Here is a 15,471-nt window from a genome sequence, read left to right as displayed (position 1 = left end):
GTCGTGGCACAGGACACCGTGCTTTTCAACGACACCATCGAAGGCAACATCGCCATGGGCAAGGCCGGGGCCACGCACGACGAGATCGTCGAGGCGGCCCGGATCGCCAATGCCGACTGCTTCATACAGGAAGCACCCGAAGGCTACCAGACCAACATCGGCGACCGGGGCGTCAAACTCTCGGGAGGCCAGCGCCAGCGGCTTTCGATCGCACGCGCCGTGCTGAAAAACCCCGAGATACTGATCCTCGACGAGGCCACCTCGGCCCTCGACACGGAGAGCGAAAAACTCGTGCAGGATGCCCTCAACAAGCTGCTCGTCGGCCGCACATCGGTGGTTATCGCCCACCGCCTGTCGACGATTCACAACGCCGACAAGATCATCGTCGTCGACCACGGCCGCGTGGCCGAGCAGGGCACCCACACCGAACTGCTCGCCAAGGGCGGCATCTACGCCAAGCTGATCGAATTGCAGTCGTTCGACTAAAAATGCCGGCATGTACCGATGAGAGGCGAGAAGGAGAAGATGCTGGCGGGCGAATGGTTCGACCCGCATGACGCGGAGCTGACGGCCGACCGCGACCGTGCCACGCGCCTGATGCATCGCCTCAACGTCGAATGCTGCGGCCACGGCGACGACTACCGCACCACACTCGGGGAATTGTGCCCCAACGTCCGCGGGTTCATCCGCGAACCTTTCCACTGCGACTACGGCTACAACATCCACATGGGCGAAGGTTCCTTCGTCAATTTCGACTGCGTTTTCCTCGACCTGGCACCGATACGCATCGGCTGCGGGACGCTCATAGGCCCCAAAGTGCAGCTGCTCACGGCGCACCATCCGTTCGACGCCGCGACACGCGGGACGGCCCTCGAAGCAGGCAAGCCCATCGTCATCGGCGACCACTGCTGGCTGGGCGGCGGAGTGATCGTATGCCCGGGCGTCACGATCGGCGACAGGGCGGTCGTCGGGGCCGGGTCGGTCGTCACACGAGATATCCCCGCGGATTCGGTCGCAGCAGGCAACCCTGCACGTATCATCCGCCCGCTCTAAATATCCCCAGACATCCCATTGCACCATGTTCACACCCGACACCCCTAATTTCCAATCCCTGATGCTCATGCTGGACGCCGCCCACATGGGTTGGTGGAAAGCGGATTTCCAGGCCGGCGAACTGCATGTCTCCGAATATATTGCCAAGCTGCTGGGGCTCGACGGCGACAAAGTCCGGATCGGGCAACTGACACACCTGGTTCGCGAAGACTACCGGATGCCGATCCACAACGAATTCATGGCGCTCAAGGTCGACAGCAAATTCGACAGGACGTTCCCGATCGAACTTCCCGAGGGCGAAGTCTGGCTCCACGCCCAGCTCGTCGGACGGCAGACCGACCCCGCAACGGGTACGCACCTTTTCGGCTACATGCAGCGCGTCCCCGTGCACGACCGGCGCGAAGCAGAAATCCTGACGCTCGAAAACAACTACCACACGGTCGTAAAGGAAAACAAGCATATGGACGTGCTGCTCGACCACCTGCCGATCGGATATTTCCGCATCCGGCTGCTTTACGACAGCGACGGACGCGCCATCGACTACCTTTTTCTCTCGGTCAACCGCGCGGCGCAGCAAATCGTGGGGATAGAACCGGACGCATATATAGGCAAGACGGCACGCGAGACCGGGCACCCCGTCGATGCCCATATCGACAAACTCGCGCACATCCGCCTCGGCAATTACAAGACCGACGAATGGTTCGCAAAAAAAACCAGGCGCCATTGCCGCAGTTTCCTGTACAATACGCCCAACGACGGAAGCGAGATTGTGATCCTGATCCTCGACATCACCGACGCCATAACGGCACACAAGGCACTGGACGAGCAGGAAAAACTGCTGCGCAACATCATCCAGAACGCCCCCGTCGGCATCGAGATCTACAACGACCGGGGACGGCTCATCGACATCAACACCTGCGACCTGGAGATGTTCGGGGTGAAAGATCCGGGCAAAATACGCGGGCTCAACCTGTTCGACAACCCTAATTTCCCGGAGGAGACGAAAATCCGCATCTAGCACGGCGAAAGTGCGGATTTCACCGCCCGTTACGAATTCGGAAAACTCGGCGGCTACTACGAAAGCACGCGCCCGGGGCATTTCGACTGGACGGGGCGCATACGCTGCCTGTACGACGACCGGGGCGAACTCACCCACTACCTGCTCATCAATATCGACAACACCGAGTTGCGGAAGATCCAGAACCGGGTTTCGGAGTTCGAAGCCCTGTTCCGCATCATCTCCGAATATGCCCAGGTAGGATATGCCAACTACAACCTCTACAACAAAGAGGGCTATGCGCAAAACGTATGGCTGCGCAACTACGGGGAGGCCGACTCGGCGCAGATCGTCGACGTGATCGGCAAATACCGCCACATCCACCCCGAAGACCGCAAGCCCCTGCTCGACCTGCTGACCCGCTTCTCCGCGGGTGAAGTGCAGTCGGCAACGGCCATCTGCCGCGTGCAGCACGACGACGGACGGAAAACATGGATCAAAACCCACCTCATCTGCCGGGACTACCGCCCCGGCGAACAGGTCATCGACATGCTGGGGATCAATTACGACATCACGGCACTCAAGCAGACCGAACAGGAGCTGATCGCCGCCAAGGAGCGCGCCGAAGAGTCCAACAAGCTCAAATCGGCCTTCCTGGCCAACATGAGCCACGAAATTCGCACGCCGCTCAACGCGATCGTAGGCTTTTCGGAACTGATGGCTACGGAGGCCGATCCCGACCAGCGCAAAGAATTCGCCGACCTGATCCTGGTAAATAACACCCTGTTGTTGCAAATCATCTCCGACGTACTCGACCTGGCCCGGATCGAATCGGGACGCATAGAGATCGTCCGTACGAAATTCGACGCCCGCGATTTATGCCGCGAGGTGGCCGAGACATTCCGCCTGCAAGTCGCCGAAGGGGTCGTCCTGCGGCTGGAAGACAGCCTGCCCCGGCTCCAGCTCGAGGATTACAAGCAGGGACTGCACCAGATACTCGGCAATTTCGTACGCAATGCCGTGAAATTCACGACAAAAGGTTCGATAACGATCGGGTTCTCGCAACGCCCCGGATGGGTACGGTTCTACGTCCGCGATACGGGCATCGGCATCCCCGAGGAGGAACGCGCCAAGATTTTCGACCGGTTCTACAAGGTCGACACCTTCACGCAGGGCACCGGGCTCGGGCTGCCGATCTGCAAGAACATCGCCGAACAGCTCGGCGGCCGTATCGGCGTCGATTCCGCCGTCGGCGCGGGGTCGTGCTTCTGGGTCGAAATCCCGGCCGGAAAATAGCCCGCTCCGGGCAGATGCCGCCACGGACGGAATAGGTGCAATTTTGCACGCTTTTCAAATCTTTTTTATATCTTTGCAAGTTGTCGGAAAAAGAGGAATCTTTCCGGCACTTCCGGCCATGCCGGCGTACGACCCCGAACGAAATAAAAAACACATATACCATGAAATTCAATGAGTATAAAGGCCTCGACCTGGCCCAGATAGCCGCCGACGTGCTCGGCGAATGGGACGCCCGCGACACATTCCACAAGAGCATCACCACGCGCGAGGGGCACCCCGCGTTCGTATTCTACGAAGGCCCCCCGTCGGCCAACGGGATGCCCGGCATCCACCATGTCATGGCCCGCACGATCAAGGACGTCTTTTGCCGCTACAAGACACAGCAAGGGTATCTCGTGCACCGCAAGGCGGGCTGGGACACGCACGGGCTTCCCGTGGAGCTGGGCGTCGAAAAGAAGCTCGGCATCACCAAGGAAGACATCGGCAGGAAGATTTCGATCGAGGAGTACAACCGCACCTGCCGCGAGGCCGTCATGGAATTCACGGGGGCGTGGGAAGACCTGACCCGCAAGATGGGGTACTGGGTCAACATGGACGATCCGTACATCACCTACGACAACAAATACATCGAGACCCTGTGGTGGCTGCTCAAACAGCTTTTCGACAAGGGGCTGCTCTATAAGGGCTATACGATCCAGCCCTACTCGCCGGCTGCGGGCACGGGGCTTTCGACGCACGAGCTGAACCAGCCGGGCTGCTACCGCGACGTGAAGGACACGACGTGCACGGCGCAGTTCAGGATCATCCGCGACGCGAAAAGCGAAAAGCTCTTCGGCGACGCCGAAGGGCCGCTCTATTTCCTGGCGTGGACGACCACGCCGTGGACCTTGCCTTCGAACACCGCGCTGGCCGTAGGCCCCGCGATCGAATACGTGAAGGTCAAATGCCGCAACCCCTATACCGACGAACCCCAGACGGTCATCCTCGCTAAAGACCTCGTCGCATCGTACTTCTCCAAGAAGATGGAGGGAACCTACCAAATCACGGGCGAAAGCTGGATGGGGCCCGAACTGGAGGGGATCCGTTACGAGCAGCTGATCCCCTGGGTAAAGCCGACGGGCGACGCATTCCGTGTGATCGTAGGCGACTATGTGACTACGTCGGACGGTACGGGCATCGTGCACATCGCACCGACGTTCGGCGCCGACGACGACCGTGTGGCCAAGGCCGCAGGCATCGCCCCGCTGTTCATGGTCGACAAAGCCGGCAAAAACCAGCCGATGGTCGACAAGCAGGGCAAGTTCTTCGTACTCGAAGACCTCGACCCGGAATTCGTAAAAAACAACATCGACGTCGAAAAATACAAGGAGTATGCAGGCCGCTACGTCAAGAACGCCTACGACCCGGAGATCGCCTGCGACGCCGAGACGACGCTCGACATCGACCTGGCCGTGATGCTGAAAGCCCAGAACAAGGCGTTCAAGATCGAAAAGCATACCCACTCCTACCCCCACTGCTGGCGTACGGACAAGCCGGTGCTCTACTACCCGCTCGATTCGTGGTTCATCCGCACCACGGCGCTGCGCGAGCGGATGATCGAGCTGAACAAGACGATCCGATGGAAACCCGAATCGACCGGGACAGGCCGTTTCGGCAAATGGCTCGAAGGGCTGGTGGACTGGAACCTTTCGCGCTCGCGCTTCTGGGGCACTCCGCTGCCGGTATGGGCTACGGAGGATTACTCGGAGCTGAAGTGCATCGGTTCGATCGGGGAGCTGATGGGCGAGATCGAAAAGTCGATCGCCGCGGGCTTCATGAAGGGGAACCCCTACAAGAATTTCAAGGTCGGCGACATGTCCAAGGAGAACTACTCGACCCGCAATATCGACCTGCACCGTCCCTATGTGGACAATATCGTACTCGTGTCGTCGAAAGGCGAGCCGATGAAGCGCGAAAGCGACCTGATCGACGTATGGTTCGACTCGGGTGCCATGCCGTACGCACAACTGCACTATCCGTTCGAGAACGGCGGCGACTATTTCAAGTCGGTCTACCCGGCCGATTTCATCGCCGAGGGCGTCGACCAGACGCGCGGCTGGTTCTTCACGCTGCATGCCATCGCCTCGATGCTCTTCGACTCGGTAGCCTTCAAAAACATCATTTCGAACGGGCTGGTGCTGGACAAAAACGGCAACAAGATGTCGAAGCGCCTGGGCAACGGCGTCGACCCGTTCGAGGTTCTCGCAACCTACGGGGCCGACGCCACGCGCTGGTACATGATCTCCAACTCGCAGCCGTGGGACAACCTCAAATTCGACCGGGACGGCGTGGACGAAGTACGCCGCAAGTTCTTCGGGACGCTCTATAACACCTACTCGTTCTTCGCACTCTACGCCAATGTGGACGGATTTACGGGCAAGGAGCCGGAAGTTCCCGTCGAAAAACGCCCGGAGATCGACCGCTGGATCATTTCGTTGCTCAATACGCTCGTCAAGGAAGTAACCCGCTCGCTCGAGGATTACGACCCGACCCCGGCGGCACGCGCCATCCAGGAGTTCGTGGGAGAAAACCTCTCGAACTGGTACGTGCGCCTGAACCGCAAGCGTTTCTGGGGCGGTGGTATGAACGACGACAAACTGGCGGCCTACCAGACGCTCTACACCTGCCTGGAGACCGTTTCGATGCTCGCGGCACCATTCGCACCCTTCATCTCCGACCGCATCTTCCGCGACCTGAATGCCGTCAGCGGCCGCCACGCGGACGAGTCGGTACACCTCTCGACTTTTCCGAAGGCCGACGAAAAGCTGATCGACACCGACCTGGAAGAGATGATGTCCCTGGCACAGCGCGTATCGTCGATGGTGCTCGCCCTGCGCCGCAAGGTGTCGATCAAGGTGCGCCAGCCGCTCACCAAGATCCTCATCCCGGTGCTCGACCCGGCCATGGCACAGCATATCTCGGCCGTGAAGAACCTCATCATGAACGAGGTGAACGTCAAAGAGGTCGAACTGATCGAAGACACCACGGGCATCATCACCAAGCGCATCAAGCCCAACTTCAAGACGCTGGGCCCGCGCTACGGCAAATACATGAAGCAGATCGCCGCCATGACGGCGGAGTTCTCGCAGGAGCGTATCGCCCAAATCGAAGCCGCGGCCCAGACCGTACTCGACCTGGGGGATGAAAAAATCACCGTGACCCCGGCCGATTTCGAGATCACCTCGGAGGACATGCCGGGATGGCTGGTGGCATCGGAAGGCAAACTTACCGTAGCGCTGGACATTACGCTGACGGAAGAGCTCCGGGCGGAAGGCGTGGCACGCGAGTTGATAAACCGCATCCAAAATATCCGTAAGGACTCTGGATTCGAGGTGACGGACAAGATCCGCGTCGAGATCGAACAGAAGGAGCTCGTGGCCGGCGCGATCGCCAAATATGCCGGATATATCGCATCGCAGACGCTCGCCGTCGAGGTGAAAGCGGCCGCACGGCCCGAGGGAGGCGTGGTCGTGGATTCGGATGTCGACGACGAGCCGATCCGGATAGCCGTGACACGTATCTGACGGGCGGCTAAGGCGGCAAATCCGCTTCGGGAAACGGCAAATGCGTCTTGCTGAGAACGATATAAAGGGTGCGTCCGGACGATATCGTAGATAACGATATAAAATTTGGTGTTTACGGAAAAATTGTTTAATTTTACATAAAACCAACAAGGAGAAGACGACTATGGCAGACGAAAGAACCAGATACAGCGACGCCGAACTCGAGGAGTTCAAGCAGCTCATCCTGAAAAAGCTTGAGAATGCGCGCGCGGACTATGAGCTGCTGCGCGCCACTATCACCCACACGGCCGATAACGACACGGAGGATACCTCCCCGACGTTCAAAGTCCTCGAAGAGGGCGCAGCGACCCTCTCGAAAGAGGAGAGCGGACGTCTGGCGGCACACCAGATGAAATTCATACGGAACCTGGAGATGGCCCTCGTGCGCATCGAAAATAAGACCTACGGCATCTGCAAGACGACCGGCAAGCTCATCCCCAAGGAGCGGCTGATGAAAGTGCCGCATGCCACCGAGTGCATCGAAGCCAAAGAGGGGCGCAGGTAAACCTGCAATCCGGATATGACAGAAAAAAGACGACTTTCTCAGTCGTCTTTTTTATTCGGGCCCGGCCGTCTGCCCCGGCACATGCCCGCCGACAGGCAGCCGCTATGTCAGCCGCAACGGCTGCTGGATCGACAGTCTTCACAAACAGCCGCAATGACAGCTGCCTTAGCAGGTGCATTGTCAGTCTCAACGGCAGGGCAGACCGGCACCCGAAACCTCCCGTTTTTTGCCAAGGGTAACTCCTGCGGGCCAGAAACTGTATTTTAGCAGGTTCAGGCGCACTTTTTCATCAAAAAATACGTTATCTTTGACGATATGTATCGCCGGATTTGCATACTCGTGCTGACCCTCCTCGCTGCGCAAAGCGTCTGTTTCGCCCGCACGGTCAATCCCGGCATGCGGGCGCCGGACAGGGTTTCCCCCGGCGGATTCTCCCCCGACAGCCTGAACACGGCGACCTCGGAGCGCAACCAGCGCCTCTACGACAGCATACAATCCAAAACCAACCGCCGCGCAGTTCCGCGCATGCTTTACAGGATGCTCTTCGTCAAACCCGTACTCGATACGACGATGAACGGGCGCGTATTGGACGAAAGCAGGTTGCTGGAACCTTACGCCGGGAAAACCGTAGGCGACATCACCATCGAGCGCATGATGCCGTTCGACTCGTGCGGCAACTGGTTCGAGCGCGCAGGCAACAAGACCCACATGCTGACCCGCGAACGGGTTATCCGGCGCGACCTGCTGTTCAAGCCGGGCGACAAGTTCGATCCCCAGCTGGTCGTGCGCAACAAGCAACTGCTGCGCTCGCGCCCCTACATCTCCGATACCGAGGTGATCGTCGTACCCGACTCGCTCGATTCGACCCGTGTGAATATGGTCATCCGCACGCGCGACAGCTGGACGATCAGCATCGACGCAGGCATACACGGCGAAGGGCGCACCATGGTCGGGCTTTCGGACGCCAACATTTTCGGCACGGGCAACACCCTGAAATTCAAGACCAATTTCAGCCGCAGGGATTTCTCCTACGGCGGCAACATCGTGGAATACAAAATACCCAACGTGCTGGGGACATTCTACACGGCCGACTTCTCGGCAGGCCGGGACTTCTACAACTCGGAGCTGAACCTCGGGCTGCGCAAGGAGTTCATCCGGCCGACGGACTACGAAATAGGCCTCACGTACAGCGACATAAAATCGAAGCGCTACATGGTCGACCTCGACACCTCGCTGCTCGTGAAAGTCCGCAACCTCGACGTATGGGGCGGCAAATCGCGCTACATCCGCTCCATAAACTCGAGCGTCTTCCTGACGGGCCGTTACAGCTATGCCCGGTTCAGCCGCCGCCCGCCCGTCACGGCCGACTATAACCCGGCACTGCACGATTACGACGCCATGCTCTTCGGCGGCGGCCTCTACCGGGAAAAATTCTACACGGCGAACATGGTTTACGGGTTCGGTACCCGCGAGTATCTGGCGACGGGTTACAAAGCCGAGCTGGTGAGCGGCTATTCGTGGGGAGAGTTCAACGACGAGATGTACCTCGGCATGTCTTACCAGACAGGCGGCTTCCGGGGGATGGGCTACATCATGGGCGGCTTTACGCTGGGAAGCTACATCGACCTCAAAAGCGGCATGTGGCGCCACAGTGCCGTCGACGTAGACCTGAAGTGGTTCTCGAACCTGTTTCTGTTCCGGCGCAGCCGCATCCGCCAGTTCCTGGCGTTCAACTACACGCAAGGCTGGAACCGGGGCGAAGGCAGCGACGAAATGATCCGCTTCACCCACGACAACGGGTTGCAGGCGCTCAAAGAGTACGTCACCGGAACCAACCGCATGATCCTCAACACGGAAACGGTGGTCTTCACCCCCTACCAGCCCCTCGGGTTCCGCATCGCGGTTTTCGGATTCGCGGACTTCGGGCTGATCGGCTATTCGCCCAATATCTTCAAGAACGATTTTTTCACCTCGTTCGGGCTGGGTGTACGGCTCCGCAACGAGCGGCTCGTATTCAACACGGTGCAGATCCGCCTGGGAATCGCATTCGGCAAACGCGGGCTGGTCGAGAGCGAATATTTCCGCCTGTCCAACGCCACACGCGTCGAACAGTACCGCTACCGCCCCACCCGCCCTGAGATCGTAGGGTTCAAGTAAGCGCAACGCGCCGCAACAGGCCCGCAAGCGAAAGCCGCAGGCATGAAAAAACGGAGGCCGCGGCCCCCGTTTTCGCCATACCCCGCCCGGGGAGCGTCATTGCTCGACGATCTGTCCCGTCTCGTCGATCGTCAGCACCCGGTCATATTGTTTGACCTTTGCCCTGAAATCGTGGAAATCTTCGGCCTCCTGGTACTTGCAGGGGACGACTTCGTTCCCCTGCCGGTCGATATACCCGTACCCGAGCCCCTTGACGAAGACGCGCGCCAACCCGCAGCTGAACGGATAGGCCTCGTGATACTTGAGCGGCACGATCAACTGGCCGTTCGTGGCGATATAACCCCAGCGGGCATCGTAGAAATCTTCGGAATTGGTGCCGAAACGCATCACGGCGGCACGCATCTCGCTGAACTCGGCGGCATCGTCCCACTTGGCGGGGATCACTTCACGCCCCTCGGTGTCGATATAGCCGCAACGAGGCTCCATACCTTGGAAATTCATGCCGTAGAGGTCGGTATTGAAAGGCGCCAGCCCGTCGTTGAACCTGCCGATGCGTTTATAGCGGAACGAGCTGACCTCACCGCCGTTGCGGTCGACGAGCCCGAAATTGACATTGTTGTAGCTCACCACGGCCACCCCGCCCGAGAAGGGCCGCGCCACGGAGAAACGGGGCGAAATAGCCACATTCCCCTTGACATCGACATACCCGTAATTGCCGAACTGCTCCAGCCTGAACGCTGCGAGCCCCTCGCCCGGGGTGTCGAGGTAGTAATAGCGGCACGGGATCGTCTCGTGCCCCAGCGTGTCGATAAGTCCCCACTGGCCGCCGTAGGGCTCGTCGCGCAGCACCATGCTGCCGCCGTAGTTCGTCCGGGCATAGCCATCCTTGAAATCGGAAATATAAGAGAAGAAACAAGGCAGCACCTCACGCCCGTCAGCACCGAGGAAGCCATGTTTGCCGTCGCTCGTCACGGGGATCAGCCCGTAGGCGTTCGGCTCGCCGATCAGGTTATAGGCACAAGGGACTATCACCTCGCCGTCTTGGCGCAGGATGCCCCATTTACCGTCGCGCAGGACACGCATCCAGCCCCGTTCGTCGGGTTCGCCGATCTCGGAATAAAGGCAGGGGATGATGGTTTTCCCCGTTTTGTCGATACGTCCCCAGAGCTCGCCGGCCTGCACCCAGGCCATGCCGTCGTCGAACGCCCCGGCCACCGTAAATTGCGGAGCCACGACCGCCCGGCCTGCGGTATCTATATAGCCCCACAGCCCTTCGGGCTCCTGCACGGCGGCCAGTCCGTCGTCGAAACTCCGGGCATCGGCATAACGGCATTCGATGACCAGCCGTCCCGTCCCGTCGACATACCCCCAACGGCCGACCCCTTCGTTGATATCGAGCACCGCAGCACGGTTATCGTTCACGGATCCGACCTCGGCATATTTGGCCGTGCGCTGCTCGAATGTCCGGCCGCATGAAACGAACATTGCGACCGTAAGAAAAAATAGCAGGCATTTCATAGCTTCTGTTTTGTATTTTACATGCAAAGATAACTTTTTCCCTCCTAATTCTGCAAGTTTCACGCCCGTATCGCATGGCCGACGAAAAAACCCGGGCGGCAGAACCGTCCCGGGCACGAACTTTTTATATATACTTATGGCCTGATTATTTTTTCTTGGTCGTAATCTCGATGACACCGTTGCGGGCTTTTCTGCCGTATTTCTCGACCGCCGAGGCATCTTTGAGTATGGACATGTTCTCGATCCGGCCGGGATCCAGCCCCTCCAATTTCTTGAGATCCCTACACACCTTGCCGTCGATCACGAGAAGAGGTTCCTTTCCCTTTTCAAACGGCGCCTTGCCCGATCCGCGGATCACGATCGTGCTGCTCTTCAGCGTACCGGCATCCTCTGTCTGCTCCATATGTTCGGCGACCTTGCGACGGATCTCGACGCCGGCTGCCGTCGACCCGGCCTCGGCAGCTTTCGCCAGGGCAGCCTGTACCCGGGGGTCGGCCAAATGCGCCTGCGCCTCCTGTATCTGCTTCTGCGCCTCTTTCCACTCGTCGCTGGCCATATACTTGCGCACGGCCTCCTCCTGCTCACGGACGGCTGCGAGTTGCGCGGCAGACAGCCTGCGTGCCGAAGAGAGTTCCTTCTGTGCCTTGTCGAGTTCGGCCTGAGCCTTTTTCCACTCCTCGCCCGACATATATTCGCGGGCAGCCTCCAGTCCGGCACGGGCAGCCTTCATCCCTTCCTCTGCGGCTTTGAACCCGGCTTCCGCGGCCTGGGTCGCCTGCCCCGGCGACAGTCCGTCAACCTGCACCGCGTCCGGTTGCGTCTTCATGACGGTCACGCCCCCGTCGTCAGTGACGGTCACCCGGCTCTGGCTGACGACAGTCTTCTTCCCGTCGCTGCCGGTAACGGACACGACACGTCCGCGGGTTTTCGTACCGGCGTCGATCCCGGCCTTACCTGCGGGCACCGTAGAACTGCCGACCACCCTGACATCCGACATCTTCCCGGAACCGCGCACCACGACCTTGACAGAGCCGTCCTCGGCGTCGACCGAATAATCCCGCGCACCGGCGGCGGCATCCTTCGTCGAAACGACCACTACGCCGTTCCTGCCTTTCTCACCGTACAGGGCTTCTGCCGAAGCATCCTTGAGTACCGTCACCGAAGCGATCCGGTCAGGCGACAGTGTATCTATCGACGCCACCTCGAGGCCGTCGACCACGAAAAGCGGCTTGCCGGATTTTCCGTCTGAAGAGTAAAAATTCGCCCCTTCGATGCGGATCGAAACATTTTCTTTTTTACCTTTGTCATCGGGAAAAACATAGGCGGTGCGGGCGAACGCCCCGAGGGCAAGCCCCGTCAACGGCAGCAGGAAAAGCACCCTGGCCCCTGCCCACCGCGACGATCTTTTACGTAACATCATGGTAATACGGTTTTTAAGTTTACTGTGATTAAAGCTGTTGGCGACTGAGTACCACCTCCCGCCGGCAGCTTTCCTTATTAATAACAACTGGTATTGCCGGGCGTCGACGCCGCTGTCCAGCACCGCCTCGTCGGCTTCGTATTCATGGATGGCGCGCAACTCACGGCGCAGGAGCCACATCGCAGGATTGAACCATTGCAGGCACCCCGCAAGGTCGGTCACCAACAAGTCGAACGAGTGGCGCAGCCTCAGGTGAGCCTTCTCATGCAGCACGATCGCCTCGCCGTTCTCGGCCAGATCCTTTTCCGACATCACGATATACCGGTACCAGCTGAACGGTACGACCGGCTGGTCGGTGCGTACGAGCACGGAACCGTCGCGCAATCGCTCCCTGTGCCCCCGGCGGATCATGTGCAATACGCCGCATACCGACCCGAGCGTCCATAACAACGCAGCGGCGGCTCCCGCAAGGAAAGCGGCCGTCGCCGCCTTATCCCACGGGAAAGGTTGGGATTCCGGCTCCGCGGACGGGGCGTAGCCCGCATCCTCCGTCACCGGGAGTTCCGGCATGGCCGGGAGTTCGCGATAGACCGTAATGACACACAGCGGCAACACGAACGACAACACCATCGCCGCCAGCACCACGATCCGGTTCAGGCGGTGGAAGGTCTCACGGCTCAGCAGCAATTTGAAGAAAAGGTAGAACACCGCCAGGCAGGCGCCGACCTTCAGGCTGTACAGCATCAGTGTGTACATGGCTAACGACGGTTTTGGGTTTCGATACGGTCGATCAGCTCGCGCAGTTCGTCGACCGAGATTTTTTCCTCCTCGACCAAGGCGGAAACGGCCCCGAGGTAGGAGTTCTCGAAATATTTGCGGATGACCCCGCCCAGCGTGCGGCGCGAAAATTCCTCCTCGGTCACCACCGGATAATACTGGTAGGTACTCCCGAAGGTATTGTGGGCGACATACCCCTTGGCTTCGAGGGCGCGCACCATGGTCGAAAGCGTATTGAAATGGGGCTTGGGTTCGGTGGCGAGCGCCACGAGCTCGCGTACGAAAAGCGGGCCGTGCTCCCAGAAGCAGCGCATCAGTTCCTCTTCCCTGCGTGTCAGTTTTTCCATCATACCGGTTTTGGTTTCTGTTATCCGCCCTGCTCCGATCGGCCGACAGGGCTTACGGGAACAAAGGTAACTAAAAAAACTTCACCCACAACTATTTTAAATAGTTTTTCAACTATATTTTTTAGTTTCACTCAAAATGCAGCAGAAATACAGGCAGGGAAAGGAGCGGAAAAAAGCAGGGGAAGAAGAGAGAGGAGCCGGGAAAAGGCAGGGAGAGATTGGAAAAGATGATTATACAGACCGGCAAGCGTGGAAGTGCTCGGCAAGGTCAGAGGGGTGGAAAAGAAAGGTCGGGAAATGAAGAGGAAAACAAAAAGCCCCGGCTATTTCAGCCGGGGCATATGGATACGGGTACCAACGGGGATTAATCCTCGTCGCGGTACATGTGCTCTACGTAAACAGCGTGCTGCATCGCCTCGCGCTTGGCGATCGAAGGCTTGGTGAAATATTGGCGGCGGCGGAGTTCCTTCAGGACGCCCGTGCGCTCGTATTTACGTTTGAACTTCTTCAGGGCGCGTTCGATGTTTTCGCCCTCTTTTACCGGCATGATAATCATAGTAGTATTCTTTTTTTTGTTTTTTTAATATCGTCGTTTACTTAAATTCCTCCGGGGTTCGCATCACCTGATACCTCGCCCCATATCGTGTCGTTGTCCGTATCGTCAGCCCCGCTTCGGGTACCGAACCGCAGGTAAGGAGCCAGCCGTGCTGCCTCTTCGCGGGTCAATATGTTGTCTTCAACCAATTCCTCAGCGGTACTCCAACCTCCTTTCAACTGTCTTGTTTTAAGTAATTTCCGAAGTTTCTGCGGCGGAATATACGGATGCCGCCTAAGGACTTTCGGGGTTGCAAAGTTAATATCAATTTTCCGAATTTCACAACTATCGCAGCAAATTTGTTTCAAAATTTTCTCATAATTGCGTTCCGTGACTCCCGGAACCTCTGCGAGTTGCTCCAAACGGACAAATCCGCCGAGCCTCGCGCGGTAGTTCATGATTGACACCACCGTCCGCGCTCCGATCCCCACCACACCGCGCAGCGTCGCGGAATCGGCCGTATTGATCTCCACGGGTTCGTCGACCGGCGCAGCTCCGCGCTCGGGAAAGATAATATAGGGTTCGAGCGCCGCAGCCACCGAATCGCTCACGACATAGCAGGCGCGCAACTCCTCCATGTCGTAGATCCCGCTCAGGTCGCGCCAGCGGATGAAGGCCTCGGCCTGCCGCTTGGACAACGCCCCGATGGCCCGCAGGTAACGCGCCCCCACGGTGTCGATGCGAAAGCGCGAGGGCGGCATGGGTTCGGGCACGACGCGTCCCGTACGATACTGCCGGGGCGCGATGGCATATTTGCGCCCGATACGGATATAGGGAGCCAGGCGGCGGTAGATCGAATCGCTGATGCCGTAGCAAAGCGTCACATCCTCCGGGATACGGAAGATCTTCCCCGCAGCGCGGTATTTCAGCAGGCTCACGGCTTCGTGCTTCGACAGGCCCAGCCGCCGAAGTCCGTCGTAGTCCACGGTATTGGGGTCGAACGGCCGCAGGTCAACCGAATCGGCCCGCCCTTCCATCTCCATCCCGGCCACAAAAGCTGCTTGGGGATCGGCCTTCGGACGCAGGAGCACGATGCCGCCTATAAGCAATCCCGCCAGCGGCAGGAATACCGCCACGGCGCGGATTTCACGGTCTGAAAAAAATTTTGCCATATGCAGAAACTATTTATCACCGGTCATCCCCCGGCAGGATGCCCTGAAAACAACCCCGGCGGCACGAAATGGGCTACGGTACCCGTCAGCCC

General features: G+C 58.9%; 12 protein-coding genes. 7 read left to right on the top strand and 5 right to left on the bottom strand.

The window, feature by feature from the left end:
* From QVP03_RS10440 to QVP03_RS10410, 7 genes are all read left to right on the top strand, one after another.
* The coding region (locus QVP03_RS10440; RefSeq protein WP_288210760.1) for an ABC transporter ATP-binding protein at positions 1-486 on the top strand (486 nt) is incomplete at its 5' end.
* Positions 487-504: 18 nt separating this feature from the next.
* A complete protein-coding gene (locus QVP03_RS10435; protein ID WP_022333393.1) occupies positions 505-1,053 on the top strand; it encodes a sugar O-acetyltransferase in 549 nt (182 codons plus the stop codon).
* 25 nt (positions 1,054-1,078) lie between these two features.
* On the top strand, positions 1,079-2,071 hold the full coding sequence (locus QVP03_RS10430; protein ID WP_022333392.1) for a PAS domain-containing protein: 993 nt from the start codon (positions 1,079-1,081) through the stop codon (positions 2,069-2,071).
* Between the two features lie 168 nt (positions 2,072-2,239).
* A complete protein-coding gene (locus QVP03_RS10425; RefSeq protein WP_022333391.1) occupies positions 2,240-3,346 on the top strand; it encodes a sensor histidine kinase in 1,107 nt (368 codons plus the stop codon).
* A 161-nt stretch (positions 3,347-3,507) separates the two neighbouring features.
* Positions 3,508-6,909, top strand: a complete 3,402-nt coding sequence (gene ileS / locus QVP03_RS10420) for an isoleucine--tRNA ligase (protein ID WP_022333390.1) — start codon at positions 3,508-3,510, stop codon at positions 6,907-6,909.
* Positions 6,910-7,072: 163 nt separating this feature from the next.
* Positions 7,073-7,453, top strand: a complete 381-nt coding sequence (locus tag QVP03_RS10415; protein WP_009598700.1) for a TraR/DksA family transcriptional regulator — start codon at positions 7,073-7,075, stop codon at positions 7,451-7,453.
* A gap of 315 nt (positions 7,454-7,768) precedes the next feature.
* Positions 7,769-9,610, top strand: a complete 1,842-nt coding sequence (locus QVP03_RS10410) for an outer membrane protein/protective antigen OMA87 (RefSeq protein WP_022333389.1) — start codon at positions 7,769-7,771, stop codon at positions 9,608-9,610.
* Between the two features lie 96 nt (positions 9,611-9,706).
* Here QVP03_RS10410 and QVP03_RS10405 read toward each other — a convergent pair whose 3' ends face one another.
* The 5 genes from QVP03_RS10405 to QVP03_RS10385 all read right to left on the bottom strand — a co-directional run bounded on the left by QVP03_RS10405 (position 9,707) and on the right by QVP03_RS10385 (position 15,379).
* The gene (locus QVP03_RS10405) at positions 9,707-11,128 is read right to left on the bottom strand and encodes a WG repeat-containing protein (RefSeq protein WP_022333388.1); all 1,422 of its coding nucleotides are present in this window, start codon (positions 11,126-11,128) and stop codon (positions 9,707-9,709) included.
* 145 nt (positions 11,129-11,273) lie between these two features.
* Positions 11,274-13,304 carry a M56 family metallopeptidase gene (locus QVP03_RS10400; protein ID WP_022333387.1) on the bottom strand — a complete coding sequence of 677 codons (2,031 nt, stop codon included), beginning with the start codon at positions 13,302-13,304 and terminating at the stop codon, positions 11,274-11,276.
* A 2-nt stretch (positions 13,305-13,306) separates the two neighbouring features.
* Positions 13,307-13,672: a BlaI/MecI/CopY family transcriptional regulator gene (locus tag QVP03_RS10395; protein WP_117506847.1), complete on the bottom strand. Its 366-nt coding sequence runs from the start codon at positions 13,670-13,672 to the stop codon at positions 13,307-13,309.
* Positions 13,673-14,036: 364 nt separating this feature from the next.
* Positions 14,037-14,228: a 30S ribosomal protein S21 gene (rpsU, locus tag QVP03_RS10390; RefSeq protein WP_018695187.1), complete on the bottom strand. Its 192-nt coding sequence runs from the start codon at positions 14,226-14,228 to the stop codon at positions 14,037-14,039.
* Positions 14,229-14,269: 41 nt separating this feature from the next.
* The gene (locus QVP03_RS10385) at positions 14,270-15,379 is read right to left on the bottom strand and encodes a helix-hairpin-helix domain-containing protein (protein WP_022333385.1); all 1,110 of its coding nucleotides are present in this window, start codon (positions 15,377-15,379) and stop codon (positions 14,270-14,272) included.
* Positions 15,380-15,471 lie beyond the last annotated feature (92 nt).

Origin of the sequence: Alistipes sp. CAG:29 (genome assembly GCF_000435435.1) — a bacterium.
Taxonomy (GTDB): domain Bacteria; phylum Bacteroidota; class Bacteroidia; order Bacteroidales; family Rikenellaceae; genus Alistipes; species Alistipes onderdonkii.
Note: the sequence above shows the minus strand (reverse complement) of the source record. Positions and strands in the feature narration are given on the sequence as shown.